Annotated in this window: 21 protein-coding genes and 2 pseudogenes; 13 read left to right on the forward strand and 10 right to left on the reverse strand. The window is 74.9% G+C overall.

Going from position 1 to position 26,524, the window contains the following annotated elements:
• Window positions 1-4 precede the first annotated feature (4 nt).
• Together H505_RS0138320 and H505_RS0138325 are read left to right on the forward strand one after the other, a co-directional pair.
• On the forward strand, window positions 5-1,054 hold the full coding sequence (locus H505_RS0138320) for an ABC transporter ATP-binding protein (protein WP_084551303.1): 1,050 nt from the start codon (window positions 5-7) through the stop codon (window positions 1,052-1,054).
• A complete protein-coding gene (locus tag H505_RS0138325) occupies window positions 1,051-2,091 on the forward strand; it encodes an ABC transporter ATP-binding protein (protein WP_026406200.1) in 1,041 nt (346 codons plus the stop codon). Before H505_RS0138320 ends, H505_RS0138325 begins: the two co-directional genes overlap by 4 nt.
• On the opposite strand, the gene H505_RS0138330 is transcribed toward H505_RS0138325, so the two are convergent.
• From H505_RS0138330 to H505_RS47010, 4 genes are all read right to left on the reverse strand, one after another.
• Entirely contained in the window at window positions 2,076-2,477 is a 402-nt protein-coding gene (locus H505_RS0138330) for a phosphomannose isomerase type II C-terminal cupin domain (RefSeq protein WP_245592738.1), read from the reverse strand. The two genes, H505_RS0138325 and H505_RS0138330, sit on opposite strands and share 16 nt — an antisense overlap.
• Entirely contained in the window at window positions 2,474-4,234 is a 1,761-nt protein-coding gene (locus H505_RS47000; protein ID WP_245592739.1) for an RNA degradosome polyphosphate kinase, read from the reverse strand. Before H505_RS47000 ends, H505_RS0138330 begins: the two co-directional genes overlap by 4 nt.
• 729 nt (window positions 4,235-4,963) lie before the next feature.
• Complete coding sequence (locus tag H505_RS0138345; RefSeq protein ID WP_026406202.1) at window positions 4,964-6,133, reverse strand: CU044_5270 family protein; 1,170 nt, start codon at window positions 6,131-6,133, stop codon at window positions 4,964-4,966.
• Window positions 6,130-6,702: an RNA polymerase sigma factor gene (locus tag H505_RS47010; protein ID WP_233617730.1), complete on the reverse strand. Its 573-nt coding sequence runs from the start codon at window positions 6,700-6,702 to the stop codon at window positions 6,130-6,132. Before H505_RS47010 ends, H505_RS0138345 begins: the two co-directional genes overlap by 4 nt.
• Window positions 6,703-6,880: 178 nt before the next feature.
• On the opposite strand from H505_RS47010, the pseudogene H505_RS52880 reads away from it, so the two are divergent.
• Window positions 6,881-7,228: pseudogene (locus tag H505_RS52880) on the forward strand (response regulator); the annotation flags it as partial.
• Window positions 7,229-7,596: 368 nt separating this feature from the next.
• Here the strand turns inward: H505_RS52880 and H505_RS47015 are convergent.
• The 4 genes and pseudogenes from H505_RS47015 to H505_RS0138375 form a co-directional block, all read right to left on the reverse strand.
• Window positions 7,597-8,202, reverse strand: a pseudogene (locus tag H505_RS47015) (TetR family transcriptional regulator); the annotation flags it as partial.
• Between the two features lie 209 nt (window positions 8,203-8,411).
• Window positions 8,412-9,641 carry an acyl-CoA dehydrogenase family protein gene (locus tag H505_RS0138365; RefSeq protein ID WP_026406204.1) on the reverse strand — a complete coding sequence of 410 codons (1,230 nt, stop codon included), beginning with the start codon at window positions 9,639-9,641 and terminating at the stop codon, window positions 8,412-8,414.
• Window positions 9,642-9,759: 118 nt separating this feature from the next.
• Window positions 9,760-10,743, reverse strand: coding sequence for a glucosyl-3-phosphoglycerate synthase (locus H505_RS0138370; RefSeq protein ID WP_026406205.1), 984 nt, complete (start codon window positions 10,741-10,743; stop codon window positions 9,760-9,762).
• A 166-nt stretch (window positions 10,744-10,909) separates the two neighbouring features.
• Window positions 10,910-12,343 carry an XRE family transcriptional regulator gene (locus tag H505_RS0138375; RefSeq protein WP_026406206.1) on the reverse strand — a complete coding sequence of 478 codons (1,434 nt, stop codon included), beginning with the start codon at window positions 12,341-12,343 and terminating at the stop codon, window positions 10,910-10,912.
• Between the two features lie 150 nt (window positions 12,344-12,493).
• On the opposite strand from H505_RS0138375, the gene aceA reads away from it, so the two are divergent.
• The 10 genes from aceA to H505_RS47045 all read left to right on the forward strand — a co-directional run bounded on the left by aceA (window position 12,494) and on the right by H505_RS47045 (window position 24,126).
• Window positions 12,494-13,777 (forward strand): isocitrate lyase, encoded by a 1,284-nt coding sequence (gene aceA / locus H505_RS0138380; RefSeq protein WP_026406207.1) that lies wholly within the window; start codon window positions 12,494-12,496, stop codon window positions 13,775-13,777.
• Between the two features lie 211 nt (window positions 13,778-13,988).
• Window positions 13,989-14,777, forward strand: a complete 789-nt coding sequence (locus H505_RS0138385) for an ABC transporter permease (protein ID WP_026406208.1) — start codon at window positions 13,989-13,991, stop codon at window positions 14,775-14,777.
• 22 nt (window positions 14,778-14,799) lie between these two features.
• Window positions 14,800-15,585, forward strand: a complete 786-nt coding sequence (locus H505_RS0138390) for an ABC transporter permease (RefSeq protein WP_157433287.1) — start codon at window positions 14,800-14,802, stop codon at window positions 15,583-15,585.
• 76 nt (window positions 15,586-15,661) lie between these two features.
• Window positions 15,662-16,729, forward strand: a complete 1,068-nt coding sequence (locus H505_RS47020) for an ABC transporter ATP-binding protein (RefSeq protein ID WP_157433277.1) — start codon at window positions 15,662-15,664, stop codon at window positions 16,727-16,729.
• Between the two features lie 266 nt (window positions 16,730-16,995).
• Window positions 16,996-19,101 carry a DUF6077 domain-containing protein gene (locus H505_RS0138400; RefSeq protein ID WP_026406210.1) on the forward strand — a complete coding sequence of 702 codons (2,106 nt, stop codon included), beginning with the start codon at window positions 16,996-16,998 and terminating at the stop codon, window positions 19,099-19,101.
• Between the two features lie 88 nt (window positions 19,102-19,189).
• Window positions 19,190-19,822, forward strand: a complete 633-nt coding sequence (locus tag H505_RS47025; RefSeq protein WP_064743792.1) for a hypothetical protein — start codon at window positions 19,190-19,192, stop codon at window positions 19,820-19,822.
• Between the two features lie 4 nt (window positions 19,823-19,826).
• Window positions 19,827-20,702: a hypothetical protein gene (locus H505_RS48455; protein ID WP_051301626.1), complete on the forward strand. Its 876-nt coding sequence runs from the start codon at window positions 19,827-19,829 to the stop codon at window positions 20,700-20,702.
• A 139-nt stretch (window positions 20,703-20,841) separates the two neighbouring features.
• Window positions 20,842-22,251 (forward strand): aldehyde dehydrogenase family protein, encoded by a 1,410-nt coding sequence (locus tag H505_RS0138420; protein WP_026406211.1) that lies wholly within the window; start codon window positions 20,842-20,844, stop codon window positions 22,249-22,251.
• Between the two features lie 202 nt (window positions 22,252-22,453).
• Window positions 22,454-23,203, forward strand: coding sequence for a hypothetical protein (locus tag H505_RS0138425; protein ID WP_026406212.1), 750 nt, complete (start codon window positions 22,454-22,456; stop codon window positions 23,201-23,203).
• 62 nt (window positions 23,204-23,265) lie between these two features.
• The gene (locus tag H505_RS47045) at window positions 23,266-24,126 is read left to right on the forward strand and encodes a helix-turn-helix domain-containing protein (protein ID WP_034521873.1); all 861 of its coding nucleotides are present in this window, start codon (window positions 23,266-23,268) and stop codon (window positions 24,124-24,126) included.
• Window positions 24,127-24,358: 232 nt separating this feature from the next.
• Here H505_RS47045 and H505_RS0138440 read toward each other — a convergent pair whose 3' ends face one another.
• Entirely contained in the window at window positions 24,359-25,228 is an 870-nt protein-coding gene (locus H505_RS0138440; protein WP_211238643.1) for an LLM class flavin-dependent oxidoreductase, read from the reverse strand.
• Between the two features lie 114 nt (window positions 25,229-25,342).
• Entirely contained in the window at window positions 25,343-26,479 is a 1,137-nt protein-coding gene (locus H505_RS0138445; protein WP_026406214.1) for a helix-turn-helix domain-containing protein, read from the reverse strand.
• Between the last annotated feature and the right edge of the window lie 45 nt (window positions 26,480-26,524).

The following is a 26,524-nucleotide window of genomic DNA, read 5'->3' on the forward strand; positions in this document are numbered from 1 at the left end:
CGCGATGACCGTTCCAGCCGTTCGTCCCCCGCGGCCGCCGGACGCCGCGGACGTCGCCGCGGAACTGCGCGACGTGCACATCGGGTTCCGGTCGGGGCGCGACGTCGTCCCGGTCGTCCGGGGCGTCGGGCTGCGCCTGCGGCGCGGCCGGGTGCTCGCCCTGGTCGGCGAGTCCGGCAGCGGCAAGAGCCTGACCTCCCTCGCGCTGATCGGCCTGCTGCCGCCCGGCGCCGAGATCACCGCGGGCGCCGTCCTGCTCGACGGCGAGGACACCGCCGGGTTCTCCGCCCGGCGGTGGCGGGAGGCGCGCGGCGACCGCGTCGCGATGGTCTTCCAGGACCCGATGGCCGCGCTGAACCCGGGCTTCACCGTCGGCCGGCAGATCGCCGAGCCGTTCCGGCGGCGGCTCGGCCTCGGCAGGCGCGAGGCCCGCGAGCGGGCCGTCGCGCTGATGCGCGAGGTCGGCATCGCCGACGCCGAGTCCCGCTACGACGACCACCCGCACGAGTTCTCCGGCGGCATGCGGCAGCGCGCCGTGATCGCGATGGCGCTGGCGCTCGGCCCGTCCGTCCTGCTCGCCGACGAGCCCACCACCGCCCTGGACGTCACCGTGCAGGCGCAGATCCTGCGGCTGCTCGCGCGGCGGCAGCAGGAGTCGGACCTCGCGACGCTGCTGGTGTCGCACGACCTCGGCGTCGTCGCGAAGGTGGCGCAGGAGGTCGCCGTCATGTACGCGGGCCGCATCGTGGAGCGGGGCCCGCTGGACGCCGTCTACACCCGGCCCGCGCACCCCTACACGCTCGGTCTGCTGGAGGCCATGCCGGACGCGCGGGAGGGCGGGCGGCTGAAGCCGATCCCGGGCGCGCCGCCGGACCCGCGCCGCCCGCCGGGCGGGTGCGCGTTCCACCCGCGCTGCCCGTTCGCGACGGACGTGTGCCGGACCGAGGACCCGCCCGCCACCGAGGACGGCGACCGCGCCGTCGCCTGCCACCACGCCGACGAGGTGACCGCGTCCCGGCCCGCGGCCGCCCGGAGCACCGAGGAGCCACGATGACGACCACCGCGCGGGACACCGGGCACGTCCTGAAGGTCAGCGGCCTGGTGGCCGGGTACGAGCGGCCCGGCCGGCACGGCTTCGGGCGGCGGCGGGTGCCGGTCGTCGCGGGCGTGGACCTGGCCGTCCGGGCGGGCCGGACGCTCGGCGTCGTCGGCGAGTCGGGGTGCGGCAAGTCGACCCTGGCGCGGGCCGTCGTGGGGCTGCGGCCGGCGTTCGCCGGGTCGATCGAGTTCGCCGGGACCGACCTGGCGTCCGTCCCGGCGCGGCGGCGGCGCCGGCTGAGCCGCGACCTGCAGATGGTGTTCCAGGACCCCTACACGTCGCTGAACCCGAGGATGACGGTCGCCGCCGTCGTCGCGGAGGGCTGGCGCGTCCATCCCGGGATCGTGCCGCGCGCGCGGGAGGCCGCCGAGGTGGCGCGGCTGCTCGAGATGGTCGGGCTGCGTCCCGACCACGGGTCGCGGCGCCTGCACGAGCTGTCCGGCGGCCAGTGCCAGCGCGTCGCCATCGCGCGGGCGCTGGCGCTGCGGCCCAAGCTGATCGTGTGCGACGAGGCCGTGTCCGCGCTGGACGTCTCGGTCCGCGCGCAGATCCTCAACCTGCTCGCCGACCTGCAGGCCGAGCTGGGCGTCGCGTACCTGTTCATCTCCCACGACCTGGACGTGGTCCGGCACGTCGCGGACGACGTGGCGGTCATGTACCTCGGGACGATCGTCGAGCAGGGGACCGCCGCGGACGTGCTCGGCGACCCGCAGCACCCGTACACGCGGGCGCTGGTGTCGGCCGCGCCGTCCGTCCACGACCGGCCGGACCACGACGCGCGGGAGATCGTCCTCGGCGGGGAGGTGCCGTCGCCGGCGTCGCCGCCGGGCGGCTGCCGGTTCCGGACCCGCTGCTACATGGCCGCCGCGGTGTGCGCCGAGCGGGCGCCGGAACCGGTCCGGCGGGACGGGCTGCCGCAGGAGGTGGCCTGCCATTTCGCGGACTCCTCCGGCGGCACCGCCCCGCGCGGACCGGGTCAGGCGCGGCCGTAGGAGTCCTCGAGGCGCTCGATGTCGTCCTCGTCGAAGTGCCCGAACGCGATCTCCATGACCCGCACGGCGGGGCCGTCCGAGCTCAGCCGGTGCGTCTCCCCGGCGCGGATGAACACCCGCTCCCCCACCTGCGGCAGGATGCGGCGGCCCGCCACCTCGAAGACCGCGCCGGGGTCGAGGGCGACCCACAGCTCGTCGCGGTCGCGGTGCCGCTGCAGGCTGAGGCGCTGCCCCGGCTCCACGTGGATCAGCTTCACCGTGGACGGCTCGTTGAGCGTGAAGCGCTCGAAGCCGCCCCAGGGCCGCCGCTCGGTCTCGATCTCCGGCGCCGGGCGCAGGTCGGCGTCGGCGGCCGGGTCGGGTCGCAGGTCGGTCTGCACAGTCACCTCGGGGATTCTGGTTCGCGGAACACCCCGGGCCGCAGCGCGCATATGCCGCGCACCCACACGTCGACCGGGACGCCCGCGCGCGACGCCCGGTACAGCGCGTCGATGACGACCTCGTCGACGAGCGAGTTGCACTTGACGCGGACCCGCGCCGGATGCCCGCCGCGGTGGTTGTCGATCTCGTGCTCGATGCGCTGGACGAGCCCCGACCGCAGGCTGTGCGGCGCGACCAGCAGCCGGTGGTAGGAGCCCTGCCGCGAGTAGCCGGTGAGGTGGTTGAACAGGGCGCTGACGTCCTCGCCGACCTCCGCGTCCGCCGTCAGCAGCCCGAAGTCCTCGTACAGGCGGGCCGTCTTCGGGTGGTAGTTGCCGGTGCCGATGTGGCAGTAGCGGCGCAGGACGCCGTCCGGGTCCTGCCGGACGACGAGCGCCAGCTTGCAGTGCGTCTTGAGCCCGACGAACCCGTAGACGACGTGGCAGCCCGCGGTCTCCAGCTTGCGCGCCCACGCGATGTTGGCGCGCTCGTCGAACCGCGCCTTCAGTTCCACCACCACGACGACCTGCTTACCCGCTTCGGCCGCACTCATGAGCGCGTCCACGATCGGGGAGTCGCCGCTCGTCCGGTACAGGGTCTGCTTGATCGCCAGGACGCGCGGGTCGGCCGCGGCGTCCTCGATGAGCCGCTGCACGGTCGTCGTGAACGAGTCGTACGGGTGCTGGACGAGCACGTCCCGCTCGCGGATCGCGCCGAAGACGCTCGCGTCCTCGGGGAGCGCCTCCTTCGACGGGACGAACGGCGGGTACTTCAGGTCCGGCCGGTCGAGGTCGGCGATCGCGGCGAGCCCGCCGAGGTCGAGCGGCCCGCCCACCCGGTAGATCTGGCCCTCCTCGATCGCCAGCTCGGTCGTCAGCAGCTCCAGGACGCCCGCGGAGATCGACTCCTCGACCTCCAGCCGGACGACGGGCCCGAACCGGCGCCGCAGCAGCTCCCGCTCGAGCGCCTGCAGCAGCCCCTCGCTGATGTCCTCGTCGATCTCGAGGTCCTGGTTGCGGGTGACGCGGAACGCGTGGTGCTCGACGACCTCCATGCCGACGAACAGCTGCCCGAGGTGCGCGGCGATGACGTCCTCGAGCGGGGTGAACCGGTCGGGGGACGCCTCGATGAAGCGGGGCAGCAGCGGCGGGACCTTGACGCGCGCGAACATCGTGGCGTCGGTCTCCGGGTCCCGGACGATGACGGCCAGGTTCAGCGACAGGCCCGAGATGTACGGGAACGGGTGCGCGGAGTCGACGACCAGCGGCGTCAGCACGGGGTAGATGCGGTCGCGGAAGAACCGCCGCAGCCGCTCCTGCTCGGTCTCCGCCAGTTCGTCCCAGCGCAGCAGGTCGATGCCCTCCTTGCCGAGGGCGGGGCGGATCTCGTCGCGGAAGCAGGCCGCGTGCCGCAGCATCAGCTCGTGCGCGACCGTCCCGGTGCGCTCCAGCACCTCGCGCGGCTGCCGCCCGCTGGCGGACTGCACGGCCAGGCCGGTCGCCATCCGGCGCGCGAGGCCGGCGACCCGGACCATGAAGAACTCGTCGAGGTTGCTGGAGAAGATCGACAGGAAGCGGACGCGTTCCAGGAGGGGGAGCGCCGGGTCCTCGGCGAGTTCCAGAACGCGCTGGTTGAAGCGGAGCCAGCTCTCCTCCCGGTCGAGGAAGCGGTCGTCGGGCAGCGCCTCACCGGAACGGGGGATGTGTCCTGGGTTGACGGTCATGTTCGTATTTTCCCTGACCAAGATGAACGGCTGCGGAACACGCGGGGTGCCGAAGAGTCAGACACCGTAGATCGTGCCCGTGGTTCCCGCTGATCACTCCGCCGCCCGGCCGCCGATACGGAACGTCGCCGCCCGCTCGCGCGCCGACTCCGCGCCCCGGGACCGTCCGGACCGTCCCCCGGCGACGGCCCGGCGGCGGCCCGGCGAGGCCCTGCATGCCCGGTCGCGCCGGGCGGGCTTGCGCGCCTTCTAAAACAAGGGTGCCGTTTTGTCAGACCCTTGGGTAATCATCTTTGTTATGAGCAGAGACACCCATCCGGGGGCGCAGTGCCCGCACTGCCGAACACATCTCGCGCTCGTCCCCCTGTCCGCAAATGGCACGACCGGCCCCGCACTCCCCGTCGTCCTCAAGGAGGAATGGCAGCCTCCCCCCGTCTCCGAGGTGCTCGCGGTATACGCCGGGCGCGCCGTCGACACCGCGACCGCCGCCCGCGGCGCCGCCAAGGCGAGGGAAAGTCTGAACCGCGCCCGCACCGCCGCGGCCCAGCGCAGGGCCGCACAGAAATCCGCCCGGCACCGCGCCCGGGCCACGACTCCGACCCCTAAGAGCGCCTGATCACATACCGATCACGCAGCCGCGCGAGCGGCCGCGAGAGTTGACGCGCCAAGGGACGGCGCCCGGCCGGTGGCCGAGGCACCGCCCCTGCGATTACCGATGCCCGGAACAGATCAGCGCGGTGCCGAGTCCGTCCATTCCATCGCCGTGACGGCGGCGGAACTCAGCACCGTTCCCGCGGCCCGCTCCACGCCCGCCGCGGGCTTCAGCAGCACCTGCTCGTCCGCCAGCGCCCGGCCGGACGCCGGGTCGATGACGAGCCGGTGCCGGATCGTCCCGAGCGGCGTGTCCTCGTCGATCGCCACGCCCTGGCCCGTCCGGCCCCGCGAGTCCGTGACCTCGCCCGCACCCTCGACGGACTCCAGCCCGGCCAGCATCCGGAACGCCGCCGCCCGCACCCGCGGCTCGACCGGCATGTCCGTCACCAGCCCCACCGACGTCCGGAAGAGCCACGCGTCGGCCTCCATCGGCCGGGACGACGACTCCGTGTCGTGCCCCTCGTACCAGCGCAGCAGCTCGGCCTTCAGCTCCGCCGGGTCGGCCGGAAGCGCCCGCAGGTCCTTCATCGTCACGTTCCGGCCGAGCCAGAACACCTTGTCCCCGTCGACGAGCGGGGAGCTGGACGTCTCCACCCGGCCGGGCGCGGTCGTCACCCGCAGCGGCTTCAGCTTCCCCCCGCCGGGCGTGGTGGGCACCTCGACGGAGAACGCCGACGGCGACCCCGCGCGCCGCCAGGCCGCCGCGTCCGCCGGCGTCGCCGCCCGCGCCCCGAGCTCCCGCTGCCGCGACCGGACCTCGCCCCCCGGCTCCCGCGGCGTCCAGGACTCGTGCTCGGAGCCGACGGCGATCGTGTACCGCGCCCCCGGCTCGCCCACCTCGTAGTACCGGGTGTCGACCTTGGCCACCCGCCAGAACGCGCCCGCCCCGGCGGGCCGGGCCTCGGTCTTCGCGGCGGCCGCGAGCAGCACCGTCCCGGCGTCGAGCGTCCGGACCGGGCCCCCGGCGACGGACGTCCCGGCGCCCGGGTCCGCGTCGTCGGCCGCGGGCAGGGACACCGCGACCAGCGCGGCGGCGACCGCCGCGCCCGCGAGGCCCAGCCCCCACACCGGCCGCCACCGGCGCGCCGCCGTGCGGGGGAGCGGCACCGCCCGCCCGGCCGCCCCGCCGGGGCCGCCCGCCATCGCCCGCGCCAGCTCGGCGCGCCGGACCTCCGGGTCGACCGGAGCGTCCGGGGCCAGCTCGTCCGGGCGCGCCTCGCGCAGCGTCCGCAGCACGTCGCTCATGACAGTTCCTCCCTGATGATCCCCACTCGCGGACGCTCCCCCGGTCCCGTCCGGTCCGGTTCGGCGCCCTCCTCGACCGCCCTGACCAGGCGCCGCCGCGCCCGGTGCAGCCGCACGCGCAGCGCCGCCGCCGAGCAGCCCACCACCTTGGCCGCGTCCCTCGGGGCGAGCCCCTGCCACGCGACCAGGATCAGCACCTCCCGGTCGGCGTCCGGCAGCGCGGCCATCGCGCGCAGCACCGCGAGGCGCTCGGCCACCTCCTCGCCGACGTCGCCGCGGGGCCGCGGCGCCCGGCGCTCCAGTTCCGCCGCGAACGCCGCGCGCCGGGCCTCGGCCCGGTGGTCGGCGCGCAGCACGTTCCGCGCGACGCCGAGCAGCCACGGCAGCGGCGGGTCGGGCACGTCGGCCAGGCGCCGCCACGCCACCGTGAAGGTCTCGCTCACCACCTCGTCCGCGACCTGCCGCCCGGCACGGCTCGCCGCGTACGCCCACACGCGCTGCCTGCACGTGTCGTACATCGCGGTGAACCGCCGCCGGTCGGCGTCCTGATCGGGGGCTTCGTCCGCCACCGTGGGCTCCTCCGTCCGCCAGGTGTGTGTTCCGTCACGAGGTAGTGGCACGGGGGGCACCATCGTTACGGGGGTGTCCCGGACTCGCGGGCACTGCCTCTAATATTTGCTCGACTGCAAGGAAGAGCCTGTTCGCCGAGTCCTCCCCCTGGGGCTAAGGAGCTGAGCCATGACCGCGATGCCCAGTCGCGGCGCCGAACGTCTGCTAGGCGTCACAGGCTCCCTCCGCCTGCTGCTCGTCGAGGACGATCCGGGCGACGCGTTCCTGTTCGAGGAGCTCCTGACGGAGGTCCGACCGGGCGTCGACATCACGGTGGCCCGCACGCTCGCCGAGGCGCTGGACGCGATCCACCCGGGCCTGAACTGCATCATCGTCGACCTGTCCCTGCCGGACGCGCAGGAGCTCGACGCGCTGCGGCAGGTGCTCGACCACGCGCCCGACACCGCCGTGCTCGTCCTGACCGGCCTCGCCGACACGCACGTCGGCGTGGAGGCCGTCGCCGCCGGCGCGCAGGACTACCTGGTCAAGCAGGACGTGGACGGCGCGCTGCTCAGCCGCGCGATCAGCTACGCGATCGAGCGCAAGCGGGCGGACGAGTCGGAGAAGCAGCTCGTCGAGGCGCGGGTGGTGGCGCGGGAGAACGCGCGGCTGGAGCGCGGCCTGCTGCCGGTGCCGATCCTCAAGGACGGGTCGGTGCGGCACTGCACCCGCTACCGGCCGGGCCGCGACCGCGCGTTGCTCGGCGGCGACTTCCACGACACGGTGGAGACCGCGGACGGGACGGTCCACGCGATCATCGGCGACGTCAGCGGGCACGGTGCGGACGAGGCGTCCCTCGGGGTGCGGCTGCGCATGGCGTGGCGGACGCTGAACAACTGCTGGGCGCGGGCGCCGGTCGCGGCGGCCGGCAGCCCGCCGAGGATGAGGTCGGCGAGGCCGTCCACCACCGCCTCCCTCGGCACCTCGGCGTCGTGGTCGAGCCACCAGTCGCCGGCGGTCTGCACCATGCCGACGATCGCGTGGCCCCACACGTAGGCGCGGGTCCGGTCCGTCATCTCGCCCTGGGCGACCATGACCTCGGCCAGTTCCCGGCTCAGGTCGCGGATCATCGTGCTCATCACGCTGTGCGTGGCGGCGTCCTCCGCCCCGGCCCGGTGCATGAGGAACCGGTACAGGTTGAGGTTCTTGGAGATCGTCGACAGGTAGGCGTCGATGGTGGACCGGGTGCGCTGCCGGATCGGATCGTCCCGGGAGAACTCGTCCCGGATCGTCCCGATCAGCCGGCGGATGTGCCGTTCGGCCAGCGCCTGGTACAGGCCGCTCTTGTCGCCGAAGTGCCGGTACAGGATCGGCTTGCTGATCCCGGCCTCGGCGGCGATCGCGGCCATGGACGCTTCGGGGCCCTCCCGCTGGATGACCCGGTCGGCGGCCTCCAGCAGGGCGCGCCGGCGGCCGGGATCGCGCCTCGATCCCGGTCCGCCGCCCGCCGTGCCCGTCATGATCCGTTCACCGTACGCCCGGCCCGCGGGCGGGACGGCGGCAGGGTGACCGGAATCGGCCGGGACGGTCGGGCATGCCCCGAACCGTATCGGGGGTGTTACCGGGTGACAACACCGCCGTCCCGGCACCGGTGAGGGCACCGCCGGGGCGCGGCCGCCCCGGGTTCGCCCGCGCGCCGATCATGGGCCGTCCCACCTCCGCGCCGCCGCTACCGGACCGGGAGGCCGGTGACGGTGCGGCCGATGACCAGGCGCTGGATCTCCGACGTGCCCTCGAAGATTGTGAAGATCTTGGAGTCGCGGTGCATCCGCTCGACCGGGTACTCGCGGGTGTAGCCGTTGCCGCCGAGGATCTGGATGGCCTCCTCGGTGACGTACACCGACATCTCGCTGGCGACGAGCTTGGCCATCGAGCCCTCGGCGTTCTCGAAGTCCTTGCCGTTGCGGGCCATCCACGCGGCCCGCCACACCATGAGGCGCGCGGCGTCCAGGCGGGTCTTCATGTCGGCGAGCTTGAACGCGATCGCCTGGAAGTCGCCGATCTTCTTGCCGAACTGCTCGCGCTCGCGCGCGTACTGCAGGGCGTAGTCGTAGGCGGCGCGGCCGACGCCGAGGGCCATCGCGCCGACGGACGGGCGGGTGGTCTCGAACGTCTTCAGCGCGGCCTGGCCCTTGGAGCTCTTGCCCTCCCGGGCCCGCGCGATGCGCTCGTCGAACTTCTCCTTGCCGCCGACGATCAGCCCGGACGGGATGCGCACGTCCTCGAGGATCACCTCGGCGGTGTGGGAGGCGCGGATGCCGTGCTTCTTGAACTTCTGCCCCTGCCGCAGGCCGGGCGTGTTCGGCGGGATGATGAAGCTGGCCTGGCCGCGGCTGCCCAGGTCGGGATGGACGGACGCCACCACGACGTGGACGTCGGCGATGCCGCCGTTCGTCGCCCAGGTCTTGGTGCCGTTCAGCACCCACTCGTCCTTGGCCTCGTCGAACACCGCGCGGGTGCGGATCGACCCGACGTCGCTGCCGGCGTCGGGCTCGGAGGCGCAGAACGCGCCGAGCCGCACGTCGTCGGACGTCCCGAACATCTGCGGCACCCACTCGGCGACCTGGTCCTGGGTCCCCACGGCGGCGACGGACGCGGCGGCCAGGCCGGTGCCGACGATGGACAGCGCGATGCCGGCGTCACCCCAGAACAGCTCCTCGAAGGCGACCGGGATGCCGAGCCCGGTCGGCTCGAGCCACTGGGTGGCGAAGAAGTCGAGCGAGTACAGCCCGACCTTGGACGCCTCCTGGATCAGCGGCCAGGGGGTCTCCTCGCGCTCGTCCCACTCCTCCGCCGCGGGACGGATGACGTCCCGGGCGAACTCGTGCACCCAATCCCTGACCTCGCGCACGTCCTCGCTGGGCTCCAGCGAGAACGGCGCCGTCTCCACACTCGTCATGCCAATTGACCCCTTCTCCAATAAGCCTGTGTTACCCACGGTAGCACCACCCGGCGTTACCGCGGGTAACACGGTGGCCGGAGTCACAGGGGAGAAGGGCGCGGAGAGCGTGCCCGAGTCAGCGGCGGCCCGGCGTGACGGGCCGGGACGACGCGTAGCCCGGCACCTCGATCATCGGCGGGCGCTCCCCCACGCCCATGTCGGCCGTGCGGGGATCGTGCCCGTCCGCGGACCGCCGGAACTGGGTGAGCGCCGTCGAGGGGGCGCCCAGCGGAACCATCCGGCCGTGCCGCTCCAGCCGCGACCAGGCGGTCACCATGATCTGCCCGGACATGACGCCGAGCGCCTCGGTGCCCTGGTTGGTGTGCACCCGGCGGCCGAGGTCGACCTGCGCGATGGCGTCCAGCCCCGAGTCGCGGTAGATGTCGACCAGCAGGCCGATCTCCACGCCGTAGCCGGTGACGAACGGCAGCCGCTCCAGCAGCGCGCGGCGTCCCGCGTACTCCCCGCCGAGCGGCTGCATCACGCCCGCGAGCAGCGGCCAGTGCATGTTGATCAGCGGGCGGGCGACCAGTTCGGTCACCCGCCCGCCGCCGCCCTCCACGCTGCGCCGCCCGTCGACCAGGGGCCGGTCGTAGCACGCCTTGACGTAGCCGACGGACGGGTCCGTCAGCAGCGGCCCGAGCAGCCCGGTCACGTACGACGAGGTGAACTCGCGCAGGTCGGCGTCCACGAACACGATGATGTCCCCGGACGTCACGGCGAGGGACTTCCACAGCGCCTCGCCCTTCCCGGACATGCGGCCCAGGGCGGGGAGCACCGAGTCCTGCGCCACCACCCGCGCGCCCGCGGCGCGCGCGACGGCGGCCGTCCGGTCGGTGGACCGCGAGTCGATCACGACGATCTCGTCGACGAGCGGGACGCGCCGGACCAGGTCGCCGCGGATGCACTCCACGATGGTCCCGACGGTCGCCTCCTCGTCGCGCGCCGGCAGCACGACGCTGATCCTGCTCGTCCCCTTGGCGGCGAGCAGGACGTGCGGGGGCCAGTCCTCCGCCGTGCTCGTGCGGCGGCGCAGCCACGAAGCCACCTCAGGAAGCACGCGCTCTCCCTCCGACGACGAGCTCTGAAAACCGGACATCCCCCGGAAGGCACACCGGACACCCCAAATCATTCCCTGTCGGGACGACAGTGGACCAATCGCCCTGCCGTGCAGGGGCGTGCGCCATCGTAAAAAGAATCCGGGCCGCCGGCCGGGGCGGCGGAGGTCAGTCGGTGTGGCGGTCGAGGAACTCGTAGACGTCGCGGTCGTCCACGCCGGGGAAGGCGCCGGGCGGGAGGACGGACAGGACGTGCGAGTGCGCGCGGGCGGACGGCCAGGCCATGCCCTCCCACCGGTCGGCGAGGGCCTTGGGCGGGCGCTGGCAGCAGTCGCCGTCCGGGCAGGCCGACTTGACCCGGCGGGTCGTCTCCCGGCCGCGGAACCAGCGGGAGTCCTCGAAGCGGACGCCGAGCGTGATCGCGAAGTCGCGCTCGTGGCTGGGGTCGATGTGCGACAGGCACCAGTACGTCCCGTTCGGGGTGTCGGTGTACTGGTAGTAGACGGAGAAGCGGTCCTCGGCGCCGAACACGTGGCGGCCCGCCCACTGGCGGCACATCCGCTGGCCCTCGATCGCGCCGTCCTCGTCCTGCGGGAACTCCAGCCCGTCGTTGGCGTACGCCTTGTAGATCGTGCCGCTCTCGTCGTTCTTGGTGAAGTGCAGCTGGAGGCCCAGGTGGTGGGTCGCGATGTTGGTGAAGCGGTGCGCGGCCATCTCGTAGGAGACGGAGAAGACGTCGGCGAGGTCCTCGACGGAGAGCTCCCGGGCGGCCTTGGCCTCCTGCAGGAACGGGACGACGCTGCGCTCGGGCATCAGGATCGCGGCGCCGAAGTAGTTGGCCTCGACGCGCTGCCTCAGGAAGTCGGCGAAGTCGCGGGGCTGGTCGTGGTCGAGGGCGATGTGCCCGAGGGTCTGCAGCAGGATCGTCCGGGGGGTGTGCATGCCGAGCTGCTCGCGCTCGAGGTAGATGCGGCGGTGGCGCAGGTCGGTGACGGACCGGACCGAGCGCGGCAGGTCCTGCACGTACTGCAGGCTGAAGCCGAAGTGCCCGACCAGCGACATGAGGGTGCCCTGCGAGACGGCGCGGCCCCGGTAGCCGACGGCGTCGAGCGTCTGCGCGGCGATCTTCTCGATGCCGGGGAAGTGGTTGCCCCGCTCGTGCATCTGGCGGCGCAGCTCCGCGTTGGCCTTGCGGGCCTCCTCCGGGCTCGCGGTGGGCTTGGTGCGGCTGCGCTTCAGCTCCCCGTAGAGGGCGAGGATGTGCTCGATGACCTCGTTCGGCATGCGCTTGCCGACCTTGAGGTGCGACAGGCCGAGCGTCCGGTAGAGGGGGTCGCGCTGCGCCTCCTCCAGGGCGATCTCGAGCTGGGCGCGGCGGCTCGGCGGCTGGCGGCGCAGGAGCTCCTCGACGGGGCATTCCAGCGCGGCGGCGAGCGCCTGCAGCAGCGACAGCTTGGGCTCGCGCCGCCCGTTCTCCAGCAGGGAGAGCTGGGAGGGGGCGCGTCCGACGCGCTCGCCGAGGTCGGCGAGGGTCATGCCGCGGGCGCGCCGCAGGTGGCGGAGCCGCTGCCCGAAGGTGACGAGGTCTACGTCGCTCGTCAAGTTGAGGGGTTCTTCTGGCTGCAAGGTCGTCACGGCTTCATATTAGCGGAAATTTCGCAGTTCTTCTGTTACTCACGAGTTCATTAAGCCTGGCGAACCGGGGCATAGTCGTCTCCAAGCACCCAGGGGACGACACGGAAGGGCAGAACAATGAGCGACAGTCGCCTCAAGGGCGCAGCCGAGGAGCTGCGGCGTCAGTGGGAGACCGACGCCCGCTGGAAGGGCGTCGAGCGGACCTACACGGCCGAGGACGTCGTCCGAATCCGCGGGTCGGTCCAGGAGGAGCACACGCTCGCGCGCCTCGGCGCGGAGCGCCTGTGGAAGCTGCTGCACGAGGAGGACTACGTCCACTCGCTCGGCGCGCTCACCGGCATGCAGGCCGTCCAGCAGGTGAAGGCCGGCCTGAAGGCCATCTACCTGTCCGGCTGGCAGGTCGCGGCGGACGCCAACCTGGCGGGCCAGACCTACCCGGACCAGAGCATCTACCCGGCGAACTCGGTTCCGGCCGTCGTGCGCCGCATCAACAACGCGCTGCTGCGCGCCGACCAGGTCCAGTGGGCCGAGGGCGAGGGCGACACCCACTACCTCGCCCCGATCGTGGCCGACGCCGAGGCCGGCTTCGGCGGCGTCCTGAACGCCTTCGAGCTGATGAAGGGCATGATCGCCGCGGGCGCCGCGGGCGTGCACTGGGAGGACCAGCTCGCCTCCGAGAAGAAGTGCGGCCACCTCGGCGGCAAGGTCCTCATCCCGACCTCGCAGCACATCAAGACCCTGAACACGGCCCGTCTCGCGGCCGACATCTCCAACGTTCCCTCGCTGATCATCGCGCGGACCGACGCCGAGGCCGCGACCCTGATCACGACGGACGTGGACGAGCGCGACCGCGAGTTCATCACCGGCGAGCGCACCGCCGAGGGCTTCTACCGGGTCCGCAACGGCATCGAGCCCTGCATCGCCCGCGCCAAGGCTTACGCGCCGTACTCCGACCTCATCTGGATGGAGACCGGCACCCCGGACCTGGAGCAGGCCCGCAAGTTCGCCGAGGCGGTCAAGGCCGAGTACCCGGACCAGATGCTCGCCTACAACTGCTCGCCCTCCTTCAACTGGAAGGCGCACCTGGACGACTCCACCATCGCCAAGTTCCAGCGCGAGCTCGGCCACATGGGGTTCAAGTTCCAGTTCATCACCCTGGCGGGCTTCCACGCGCTCAACTACGGCATGTTCGACCTGGCGCACGGCTACGCCCGCGAGGGCATGACGGCCTACGTCGACCTGCAGGAGCGCGAGTTCGCCGCGACGGAGAAGGGCTTCTCCGCGGTCAAGCACCAGCGCGAGGCCGGCACCGGCTACTTCGACATGGTCAGCACCGCGATCGCGCCGGACTCGTCGACCACCGCCCTGAAGGGCTCCACGGAAGAGGGCCAGTTCCACTGATCCTCGCCGGCTGAACCTTCCTCCCCCACGGAAGGCCCCCGCGTCCCTACACCCGCGGGGGCCTTTCCGTGTCCCGGGACATTCTCGACGGCACCACGGGCCGGGCCGCGTACGCGGCCCGGCCGTCCCCGGACCCGGCGCGCCGCCCGTTCCGGCCCGTCCTCGCGAAACCTGTGGCCCCGGCGTTTCGCGACCTCTAGGCTCTCGGCAAGTGGGCGTTCTCCCCTGGGTCTACTTGTACGGCTACCGCCGTCACACCGCGTATCCGCTCGCATCCGCAGCGGAAGCGGTCACCAACACGGTCTTCGGCTTCATCCGCGCGTACGTCCTGTTGGCGCTGTGGGACGCGCGGCCGGGCCTCGGCGGCTACGACGCGGCCGACGCCGTCACCTTCTGCTTCCTCACCCAGGCGCTCATCGGCCCCGTCCAGATCTTCGGCGGGATGGAGTTGAGCCGGCGGATCCGGGACGGCGACGTGGCGATCGACCTGCACCGTCCGGTGGGCCTCCAGGCGTGGTGGCTCGCGGACGACCTGGGCCGCGCGGCGGCCGCGCTCCTCCTGCGCGGCGGGCCGCCGCTGCTGGCGGGGGCGCTGGTGTTCCCGTTCCGGTGGCCGGGCCCGGCCGCGGCGGCGGCGTTCGCGGTGTCGCTCGTCCTGGCGTTCCTCGTCGGGTTCGCGCTGCGCTACCTGGTGGCGCTGGGGACGTTCTGGCTGCACGACGACCGCGGGCTGAGCACGGTCGCGGTGGTGATGTCGCTGTTCTTCTCCGGGATGATCCTGCCGCTGGTGGCGTTCCCCGGCGCGTTCGGCGACGTCGCGGCGGCGATGCCGTGGTCGGCGCTGATCCAGGTGCCGGCCGACGTGTGGCTGGGCCGCGGCCTCGGCGCGGACGTCCCGGCCGCGCTGGCGTTCCAGGCGGGCTGGGCGGCGCTGCTGCTCGCGGGCGGGGCGCTGCTCACCCGGGCGGCGCGGCGGAAGCTGGTGGTGCACGGTGGCTGATCCGGTGACGCGCGAGGTGCGCATGTACGCGCTGCTGGCGTGGACGTGGGTCCGGGCCGCGGCGCAGTACCCGGTGTCGCTCGTCCTGATGGTGGTCGCGACGGCGGCCATCACCGGGCTGGACGCGCTCGCGATCGTGCTGCTGTTCGCGCACGCCGAGAGCATCGCGGGGTTCCGCGCGGAGGAGGTCCTGTTCCTGTACGGGACGTCCGCGCTGGCGTTCGCGCTGTCGGACTGCGTCCTCGGCACCGCCGACCGGCTCGGCGAGCACGTGCGGAACGGGACGCTGGACGCGATGCTCGTGCGTCCGGTGAGCCCGCTGGTGCAGGTCGCGACCGAGGAGTTCACGCCCCGCCGCGTCGGCAAGCTCGTCCCGGCCCTGCTCGTCCTGGCGTTCGCGCTGCCGCGGCTGGAGGCGGACTGGACGCCCGGCCGCGCGGCGATGGTCCCGCTGATGATCGCGGCAGGCGCGGCGATCTTCGCGGGACTGTGGGTGGTCGTGGGGGCGGCGCAGTTCTTCCTCGTCGAGAGCCACGGGGCCACCAAGGCGATCACCTACGGGGGCGCGTTCCTGACGCAGTACCCGCCGACGATGTTCGCCCGCGACCTCGTGCGCGGGGCGACGTTCGTCGTGCCGCTCGCCTTCGTGAACTGGCAGCCCGCGCTGTACGTCCTGGACCGCCCCGATCCGCTGGGGCTGCCGGACGCGGCGCGGTTCGCGTCGCCCGCCGTCGCCCTCGCGGTGTGCGCGGCGGCGGCGCTCGCGTGGCGGGCGGGGCTGCGGCGCTACCGGTCGACGGGCAGCTAGGGCGCCGGGGGGCCGGGCCCGCCGAGCGGAACGAACGAACGGAACGACCGGGCGAGACGGCGGAGGGAGCAACGGGATGGGCGGGGACGAAGAGGGCGACGCGATGATCGTCGCCGAGCGGGTCGGCAAGGCGTTCACGGTGCGCGCGCGGCGCGACGGCCGCCGCCGGCGCGTCCGCACGGCGGTGCGGGCGGTGGACGACGTGTCGTTCACCGTCGGGCGGGGCGAGTTCGTCGGGTACCTCGGCCCGAACGGCGCGGGGAAGTCCACGACGATCAAGATGCTGACGGGCATCCTGACGGCCTCGTCCGGGACGCTGCGCGTGTGCGGGCTGGACCCGTCGCGGCGGCGCACGGCCCTCGCCCGCCGGATCGGGGTGGTGTTCGGGCAGCGCACCACCCTGTGGTGGGACCTGCCGCTGCGCGACAGCCTGGCGCTCGTCCGGAGGCTCTACGGGGTCGAGCCGGAAGCCCACCGGACCCGGCTCGCGGAGCTGACGGGGCTGCTGGAGCTCGGCCCGTTCCTCGACACGCCGGTGCGGCAGCTCAGCCTGGGCCAGCGGATGCGGGGCGACCTGGCCGCGGCGCTGCTGCACGATCCGGAGGTGCTCGTCCTGGACGAGCCGACGATCGGCCTCGACGTCGTCAGCAAGACCACCGTCCGGGAGTTCCTGGCCCGGACGAACGCCGAGCGCGGCACCACGGTCCTGCTGACCACGCACGACCTCGGCGACATCGAGCGGCTCTGCCGCCGCGTCATGATCATCGACCGGGGGCGGCTGGCGTTCGACGGCGGTCTCGGCGAGCTGCGCCGGACCGTGGACGCCGACCGGATGCTGGTCGTCGAGCTGGCCCGGCCCGGCCCGCCGATCACGGTGGACGGCGCCGGGCCCGAGCGGGTCGCGGCCGAGCGGACCGAAGGTCCCCGGCAGTGGCTGCGGCTGCCCCGGTCGACCAACGCGGCGGCGGTCGTCGCCGCGATCGCGCACGACCACGACGTCCGCGACATCGCGCTGCGGGAGGCCGGCATCGAGGACGTCCTGGCGGGCCTGTACCGGGGGGAGCACGCCTACGGCGCTCCGGGGGCCGCGGAGCCCGGGGCGTCCGGCGCCGTCGGATCCGCCGAGGCGCTCGCCGCCGAGTGACCCGCGCCCGGTCCCCACCGGGTTCGTACATCCGTCGAAACCAACGCCCCCTGAAACGCGGACGGGCCTTCGGGCAAGTACTAGCGGGAGACGCGGCGTGTCCGCCCGCGCATGGAGCGGACGGTCGCGGGAACGGAAACAGACCGGAATCCGCCAAGATCGTCGGCGCGGACAACTTCGGGCCCCGCACCCGCGTCTCTGAAGCATCGCGGAAGCGGCCCGGTGCCGACCCGGCACCGGAGGTACGCACGGATCGGGGACAAGGGATGACCGAGGTGAGGGACCGCGTGGCCGGACCGGGGACCGGGGACGGCCGCGGCGCGGCCGGGGGCCGGAGACCGGGCGCGTGGACACGGGTCACGCGGGCCGTGGACGGGCTCGTCGACGCGGCGGTGCTCGCGTTCGCGGCGTGGACCGTCGTCTACCACGTGTGCCTGGCGCTCCAGCCGCCGACCTGGGCGATGCTGGCGTGCTGGGCGACGGTGTCGGCGGCCGGGACCGCCGTGTGGTTCCGCCTCCCGGCGGGACGCCCGCTGTGGGACGACCGCGTCGCGGCGGCGGCCGTGCACCGGGTCCTGGCGGGCGTCGCCGTCGCGGCCGCGGTGGCGGCGGGGACGAGCGCGGGCCTGCACGGGGAGGGCGTCCCGTGGTGGTGCACGTGGGCGGCGGGCGCGGTCAGCGTCGCGGCGACCGCGGCGGCGCTGCTGCGCCGCCCCGCCGAGCGGGCCGGGGGCGCGGACGGGGACGGCGGCGGGCGGCCCCGCGGGGACGGGGCACGCGGCGAAGCCGGGGACCGCGGCGATGAGGAGGCCGCCCGGTGGGGCACGCCGCTCGCGCTGCTCACCGGGGCCGGGCTCGCGGTCGCGTCGCTGTTCGTCCTCAACTCCGACGGGGACGACGCCTACTTCGTGTCCCGGTCGGTGGCGACGGCCGAGACGGGCCGCATCCCCATGAACGACGTCATCTTCACCCGGGGTGCCACCGACCCGATCGCCGGGGAGCCCCCGGTGTCGTCGATCGAGGTGTTCGCCGGAGCGCTCGCACGGATCCTCGGCGTGCCCGGCGCGTCGTTCGTCTGGTACGTGCTGCTGCCGGCGGTCACGTTCCTGGCGGTCTGGGCGCTGTGGCGCCTCGTGCGGGCGTGGGCGCCGCGCCGCGCCGCGCTCTGCCTCGCCGTCGGCGTCGTCTACCTGCTGTGGACGGGCCTGAGCCCGGCGTCGCTCGGCTCGTTCCACCTGCTGCGGATGTGGCAGGGCAAGGCGGTGCTGGTGTCGCTGCTCGTCCCGCTGCTGTTCGCCTATCTGACGCACTGGGCGGAACGGCGCACCCGGCGCGACCTCGTGCTGCTGGGCGCCGCCGGCGTCGCGGCGGTGGGGCTGACCTCGACGGCCGCGTTCGTGGTGTCGCTGGTCGTGCTCGCGGCGGCCGCGCCGCTCGTCGTCGCCGGACGGGTCCGGACGGGCCTGGCGGCGTGCGCGGCGATGGCGTACCCGGTCGCGGCCGGCCTCGCGGTCATCCTGCTGTACGACAGCGTGTCGGTGCACGGCACCGTCCACGACGCCCCGGCCAGTTACCGGGCCGTCCTGCTGTACGCCGCCCTGGGGGTGCTGGCCGGGTGCGCGCTGTGGCTCGGGCCGTGGACGGTCCGGCCCGGCGTGCCCGCGCTGATCTGCGGGGGCGCCGCCGCGCTGCTGACGCTGCTGATCCTGCCGGGGGTGCTGGCGCTCGCCGCCGACGTCACCGGCGCCGGGCAGGTGCTGTGGCGGACGATGTGGCTGGTGCCCGCGCCCGCGCTGATCGGCCTGCTCGCCGCCGTGCGGCTCCCCGGCGCGGTGCGCCCGCGGATCTCCGGCCGGGGCGCGCGGGCCGCCGCGGCCGGCGCGCCCGCGGCCGTCCTGGCCGCCGCGATCGTCGTGGGCGGAACCCCGGTCTGGGCGGAGTCGAACGGGTCGGTGCTCGCGGACCGGCCGTCCTGGAAGGCGTACCCGGCCCATCTGGGGACGGCGCGCGAGGTCGTCGAGGCGGCCGGGCCGGGCGGGATCGTGCTGATGCCGGGCCGGTACATGCGGCTCGTCCCGCTGCTGACCACCGAGACGCACGCGGTGAACCCGAACTCGCACTACCTGTCGATGCTGCCCGCGCCGGAACGGGCGATCCACGACCGGGAGCTGCTGTCGGCGGCCGTCCGGTCGGCGCGGAGCGAGAAGCCCGCCCCGGCGGAGGTCGCGGAGGCGCTGCGGCGCCTGGACGTCCGGGTGGCGTGCGCGTACCGGCGGGACGGGCGCGGCCTGCACCTCCTGCAAGCCGCCGGGTACGGCGGCGCGCGGCGCATCGGCTCGCTTGCGTGCGTTTTCCCAGGTGGCGGCCGGTAGTAAGGGCCGACCACCTGCTTCGCCCGTTTGACCGCCCTTTACCCGGGCATCGGCGTGTCGTTCGATCCGACGCACGTTGGAGGATGACATGTCGACCGTGGTGATGGTCGTCATCGCCGTGATCATCGTCGCCGCCGCGGTCGCCGCGGTCGCGTTCCTGGGCCGGACCCGGGCGCGCACCCGGCGGCTGCGGCGGCGCTTCGGCCCCGAGTACGACCGGGCCGTGCAGCGCCACGGCGGCCGGGCGGCCGCCGAGGAGGACCTGCTCGGCCGCGAGCGCAAGCACCGCGAGCTGGAGCTGCGCGAGCGGGAGCCGCAGCGCCGCGAGGAGTTCCGCGCGCGGTGGGTCGGCGTCCAGGAGCGGTTCGTGGACGCGCCCGTCCAGGCCGTCGAGGAGGCCGACGACCTCGTCCGGGTGGTGATGGGCGAGCGCGGCTACCCGACGCGCGGTTTCGAGGACCAGATCGCCCACCTGTCGGTGGAGCACGCCCGGACGCTGGACCACTACCGCAGCGCGCACGCCATCGGCGGGAAGGCCGCGGCAGGCGAGGCGTCGACCGAGGAGCTGCGGCAGGCGATGGTGCACTACCGCGCCCTGTTCGAGGACCTGCTGAGGGCGCCCGGCGAGGACCGCCGCGCCGCCCCCGCCGCCCCCGCGGCGCCCGCCGGGGAGGCGGTCGCGGAACCGGCCGCCGGTCCTGCCCGAGACCCGAGGAGGTGACCCGATGGTGCACAGGCGATCCGACGCTCCGGCCCCGGGCGGGCCGGTCACCGAGGACGAGCGCGCCCGCGCCGCCGGCACGGCCGATCCGGGCGTGGCGGGCGACACGCACGTCGCGGGCCCGCGTTCCACCCCGGCCCGGCCGGCCGAGGCCGCACGGCCCGCGCCGCCCCGGCCCGCCGGCGCGCCCCGCGACGGCGGGACCGCCGCCGGCCCGGACACCAGGCCCGATGCCCGGCCCGGAACCGCGCCGGACGCGTCACCCGGCCGATCCCCCGCCGGCACCCCCGCCGGATCTCCCGGCGGCGCGCCCGGCCGCGCGCCCGGCCAATCCCCCGGCGGGGCGCCCGGCCAATCCCCCGGCGGGGCGCCCGGCCGGTCCACCGGCGGCACCCCCAGCGGGTCTCCCGGCGGGGCGCCCGGCCGGTCGCCCGGCGAGGCGCCCGGCCGATCCCCCGCCGGCACCACCGGCGGGTCCCCCGGCGGGACGCACGGTCGGTTCGCCGGCGGGGCGGCCGAAGCGGGGGCGGACGCGGGGCGCGGCCTCGAGAAGTCCGGCGGGCCGGAGGGGGCCGCGGGGGCGCCCGCGCCCGACCGGCTGCTGGAGCCGGCGGAGGCCGACCGGCTCCGCGCCCGCTTCCGGGAGCTCCAGGCGGCGTTCGTCGACGACCCGCGCACGGCCGTCCGGGACGCGGACGGCCTCGTGACCGAGGCCGCCGACGCTCTCGCCCGCGCGCTGGCCGGCCGCCGCGAGGCCCTCGCCGGCGGCCTCGGCACAGGCACGGGTCCGGACGCGGACGCCGGCGGGCCCGACACCGAGCGGCTGCGGCTCGCCCTGCGCGCCTACCGCGACCTTCTCGACCGCGTCGCCGGGCTCTGACCGCCCCCCGCACCGGCGGGCGCCCCGTGCTCCCACGGGGCGCCCGCCGCTTTTCGGTCCGCGGGGCGCCTCGTCAAAGCACCGCCCCACGGTGAATACTGAATCCCGTTCGGTTAGCCCCGGGAGTGGAGGATCAACGGTGTCCGACGAGTTCTCGATGACCATCGACGGCCGGGCGGTGGACGCGCCCGCCACCTTCGGCGTGATCGACCCCGCCACGGGCGAGGTGGCGGAGCAGGCCCCCGACGCGTCCCGGGAGCAGCTGGACGCGGCGATGGACTCGGCGCGGGCCGCGTACGCCGAGTGGCGCCGGGACGAGTCCGTCCGGCGGGAGGCGCTGCGGGCCGCCGCCGACCTGATGTTCGCCAAGTCCGAGGAGATCGGCCGCGTCATCACGCTGGAGCAGGGCAAGCCGCTCGCCGACGCGACGATGGAGGTCGTCGGGGCGGGCGTCTGGCTCAAGTACTTCGCGGACCTGGAACTGCCCGTCGAGGTGATCCAGGACGACGACAACGCGCGCGTCGAGGTGCTGCGGCGGCCGATGGGCGTGGTCGCGGCGATCACCCCGTGGAACTTCCCGCTGCTGCTGGCGACCTGGAAGATCGCGCCCGCGCTGCTGGCGGGCAACACGATGGTCCTCAAGCCGTCGCCGTTCACCCCGCTGTCGAGCCTGAAGCTCGGCGCGGAGCTGCGCGACGTCCTGCCGCCCGGCGTGCTCAACGTGGTGACCGGCGGCGACGAGCTGGGCGCCTGGATGACCGCGCACGACGTCCCCCGCAAGATCAGCTTCACCGGCAGCGTCGCCACCGGCAAGCGGGTCGCCGCGGCGGCCGCGCCCGACCTCAAGCGGGTGACGCTGGAGCTGGGCGGCAACGACCCGGCGATCCTGCTGGACGACGCCGACCCGGCCGCGGTCGCCGACCGGCTGTTCGGCGGCGCCTTCCAGAACAACGGCCAGGTCTGCTCGGCGATCAAGCGGGTGTACGCGCCGGACGCGCTGTACGACGACGTCGTGGACGCCCTCGCCGAGCGCGCGAAGGCCGCCAAGGTCGGACCCGGCACGCAGGAGGGCGTCCAGTACGGGCCCATCAACAACAAGCCGCAGTTCGAGCGGGTCGGGGAGCTGGTCGCCGACGCCATCGCCGGGGGCGCCCGCGCCGCGGCGGGCGGCGCGCCGATCGACGGGCCGGGATACTTCTTCCAGCCGACGATCCTCGCCGACGTCTCCGACGGCACCAGGATCGTGGACGAGGAGCAGTTCGGCCCCGCGCTGCCGGTGATCCGCTACAGCGACCTGGACGAGGCGGTCGACCGCGCCAACGGCACGCACTTCGGCCTGTCCGGCTCGGTGTGGAGCGCCGACGCCGACCGCGCCGCCGAGGTCGCGGGACGCCTGGAGTGCGGCACCGCCTGGGTCAACACCCACCTCGCGCTCGCGCCGAACCAGCCGTTCGGCGGGTTCAAGTGGAGCGGCCTCGGCGTCGAGAACGGGACGTGGGGCCTCCAGGCGTTCACCGAGCTCCAGGTGGTGCACCGCTCGAAGCTCTGACCCGGCCGACCCGCCGCCGCCCGCCGCCGCGCCGCGGGCGGCGGCGCCGGGCGGACGGGGTGCGGGCCCGGTCCGCGCCGCTTGCGCGGAAGGTCACGACTTCGAGTCCGGAAAGTGATATGTCCGCTACTGGCGGTCCGGGGGCCGGCCACCGACACTTGATCAACGGGGGCCGAGCAGCACAGCCGACCGCGGAGGACGAATGCACACGTGGGACGTCATGCGCCAGGACGACAACGGCAACCGGGTCCACATGGCGGCGCACGACTCCCGGATCTCCGCGCTCGCCCACGTGCTGGCGATGGAAAGCGGCGTCCGGCACAAGCAGACGTACTGGGTCGACGGCCCGGCGAGCCCGGTCGTCCGGACGAACCGGGACCTGTACCTGGTGTTCCTGCACCTCGGGCAGGAGGCGCGGGCGGCGTCCTGGTCGCTGTCGGCGTTCCTGCGCGCCCTGTGGAAGGTGAGCGTCCCGCTCCGCGACCGGACGGACCTGGAGCCCGACGACGTCGCGGCGATGTTCTCCGCCGCCGCGACCGTGCCGCCCGCCCCGTTCGACCCCGCGTGGAGCGCCCGGGACCTCGCGCTCCCGGGTCCCGAGCCCGGCGGGTACGCCGACTGGGAACGGGTCGTCCTCTCGCAGGTCGCCGACCTGGAGGACTTCCTCGCCGCCCCGCCCGGCCCGCGGGCCCGGTTCGGCGTGGACGCGCCTCGCCCGCCGGGTTCCGGGGCCCGCGCGACGCCCGCCCGCTGGTACAACTTCGACCCGGCGACCTACCTGGAGTGCGCGGTCGCCGGGAGCCTCGGCGGCTGGGACGCCGCGGACGGGGCGCGGGTGCCGCTGCCGGCCGCGCCCGGCGCCCCGGCCGTCCGGTCCTACGTCCGGGAGATCCGTGCGATGAGCTGGGCCGAGCTGGCCCGGATCGCCGTGTGCGGGCAGGTGTACGAGTAGCGCCCCGGTCCGGCGGGCCGCGCGGCCGGGGACCGTCGGTCCCGGGTGGTAGTAGTGGGGGCATGAGCGAGAGGCCGGTCGCGATCTCCGACCGGGGCGGCTGGTGCCTGGCCGCGGGGCGCCCGCACCCGGCCCTCCGCCCGTTCCTGCGCTCCTACGCGGGCTACTGGGAGACGGAGGCCCTCCCCTCCCGGATGCGCACCCTGCCGACCCGCACCGTCGTCGTGATCTTCAATCTGGGCCCGCCGATGTTCCTGCGGACCCCCGACCCGTCCGGCGGGAACCGCGACTTCGGCTCGTTCGCCGCGGGCATGTACGACGGCCCCGGCCTGTACGAGCACCCGGGCGGGCAGCTCGGCGTCCAGCTCGACCTCACGCCGCTCGGCGCCTACACGCTGCTCGGCGTGCCGATGGCGCGGCTGGCCAACTCCGCCGCCGACCTGCCCGACCTGCTCGGCCCGAGCGCCGCCGCCCTCACCGGCCGGCTCGCCGGGACGCCCGGCTGGGGCGACCGGTTCGACCTGCTCGACGCCTACCTGCTGCGCCGCCTCGAGACCGGGCCCGTCCCCGATCCGGAGGTGCGGCGCGCGTGGGACCTGCTCCTGCGCAGCGGCGGCACCGCCGGCGTCGCCGAACTCGCCGCCGACGTCGGCTGGAGCCGCAAGCACCTGACGCACCGGTTCCGCGAGCAGGCCGGGCTCCCGCCCAAGGTCATGGGCCGGGTGCTGCGGTTCGAGCGCGCCGTCGGGATGCTGGCGCGCGGCGGCGACCTGGCCGCCACCGCGTCAGCCTGCGGCTACTACGACCAGGCGCACCTCAACCGCGAGTTCCGAACGCTCGCCGGCTGCACCCCGACCACCCTCCGCGCCGAGGGCGCCGAACCGCAGCTCCTCACAAGCGGCGACGCCCCCAGCCCGCCCTGACGCCACCGCGCACGAACCGAACTCCACCACCGCGCCGCTCCCAGACGCCCTGGCGCCACCGAACTCCGCTGGGCCCGAGCCGAATTTCGCCGCCACGCCGCACCCGGCCGCCCTGACACCACCGCGCGAACCGAGCCCCGCCGCGCGCGAGCCGAACCCCGCCATGCCGCTCTCGGCGCGTCCGCCGCGCCGCGGGCGCCGGGCGTGCCTTGCGCCGCGGTTCCGGGGCTCCTCAGCCGCCGGTTCCGTGCTCGGCGGCGATCGCCTCGAACACGGCCATGTCGGCGTCCCACCGCGTTCCGAGCCTGGGCCAGTGCAGCACGATGTCGGTGACGCCGAGTTCGGCGTACCGCCCCGCCAGGTCGGCGAACGCCTGCGGCGACTCCAGCCACGGCTCGTCGGTGAATCCCGTCAGCAGGACGCGGTCGCGCGCCTCCCGCCCCTCCGCCTCGCACGCGGCGCCCAGCGCGTCCAGCCGGGACCGGACGACCTCGTCCGGCGCGCGGCCCGGGGCGACGGCGGTGGTGACCCATCCGGCGCCGTGCCGGGCCGCCACGCGCATCCCGCGCGGCCCGTCCGCCGCGATCAGGAACGGGACGCGCGGCCGCTGCACGCATCCGGGCTCCGTCACGACCTCGCGGGACGAGTAGTACTCGCCCTCGACGGTGGTCTCGGGTCCGCGCAGGAGCCGGTCCAGCAGCCCGACCCATTCGGCGAACCGGGCGGCGCGTTCGGCGCGCGTCCACTCGGGGCCGCCGAGGACGCCCGCGTCCGACGTCCGGTTCGTCCCGCCCGACCCGATCCCGACGGTGAGCCGCCCGCCGCTCACGTGGTCGATCGTCTTGATCGCGTGCGCGGTGGGCACCGGGTGGCGGAAGTTCGGCGACGTCACCATCGTCCCGAGGCGCACCCGGGACGTCACGGCGGCCGCGGCGGCGAGCGTGGTGTAGGCGTCGTACCAGGGCGTCGCGCCGCGCCAGGCGAGGTGGTCGTACACCCAGGCGTGGTGGAACCCCAGTTCCTCGGCGCGCCGCCACGTCTCCCCCGCCTCCGGCCAGGACTGCATGGGCCACACCACCGTGCCGATCCGAGGTCCGCTCACCGGCTCTCCTTCCGTTCGCCGCGGGCGCCCCGCCGCGGAGCGCCGCACCCATGAGATCACGAACCGGCGCCCCGCCCGTCCGGCGGCGGACCGGCCCGGGTCGGCGGGCGCGGGTCAGCGGGCGCGGGCGTCGGCCAGCCAGCGGCGCAGCGCCCACCACAGGTGCGCGGTCCGGGCGACCGCCGCGCCGTCGGACGGGTCGAGCAGCGGGCGGCCCGTCAGCTCCTGAAGCCGCCGCACCCGGTACTTGACCGTGTTGCCGTGGACGTGCAGCGACGCGGCCGTCGGTTCGATGCGGCCGCCGTGGTCGAGGTAGGCGAGGGCGGTCTCGGCGAGCTCCCGGTGGAACGGGTCGCCGGGGTCCAGCCCGTGCAGGAGCGCGGCCGCCAGCAGCCCGCCCAGCTCGGGTTCGGCGTCGGTGACCGTGGCGAGGGCCAGGTCGGCGAGGTCGCGCAGCCCGGTCAGGCCCGCGGCGGCGCCCGCCCGCAGCGCCCGGCGTCCGAGCGCGTACAGCGGCGCGACGCCGCCGGGACGGGCGGGCGGCGCGGCCACCAGCAGCGGCCCGGCGGGCGGCGGGTCGGGCAGCCGGGCGACGAGGGCGGCGAAGCGGCCGTCGACGAGCCCGCACAGGCCCGGCCCGGCCGCCGTCAGGCGGGCCTCCAGCCGCGCCGCGACCGCCGGGTCGCTGACGTCGGAGACGACGCAGTGGTAGGCGGCGCGGGAGTCCAGCGGGGCGGGCACGGCGACCGGTTCGCCGTGCAGCAGCTGCCGGAGCGTCTGCAGGGTGCTCTCCCGGGCGGTGCGGGCCGCCTCCAGCTCGGCCACCCGGTGCGCGTGCACCATCCGGTGGACGAGCGCGGTGGTGATCTCGTCGATGCGGCTGACCCCGTCGAGGAGCTGCGCGTCGGGGACGCCGAGGCGGCGGCCGTCGGCGATGAGCGTCCGGACGAGGTGGGCGCGGCCCGCCTGGAAGCCGTCCAGGAACGCGGCGACCGGCACCCCCTGGCGGGCGCGGTCGGAGCCGAGCCGCTCCGCCGCCGCGAGCACCTCCGGCCCCGGACCGCCCTCCTCGAGCGCGGCGAGGACGCCCCGGACGAGCGCGGCGGTGTGCCGCCGCGTCTCCTCCTCCGGCAGCGCCGCGACGAGCTCCGAACGGGTGCGGGCGGCGCGGACCGTCGCGTCCAGCACCGCCGGGTCCGCGCTGCGCTCGACCAGCAGCCGCAGGAACCGGTCGCCCTCTCGTGGCTCCATGCCGCCATTGTGCGGCCTCGTTGTCCCCGCCGGACAACCGGGCGC

The sequence above is a fragment of the Actinomadura rifamycini DSM 43936 genome, assembly GCF_000425065.1.
Taxonomy (GTDB): domain Bacteria; phylum Actinomycetota; class Actinomycetes; order Streptosporangiales; family Streptosporangiaceae; genus Spirillospora; species Spirillospora rifamycini.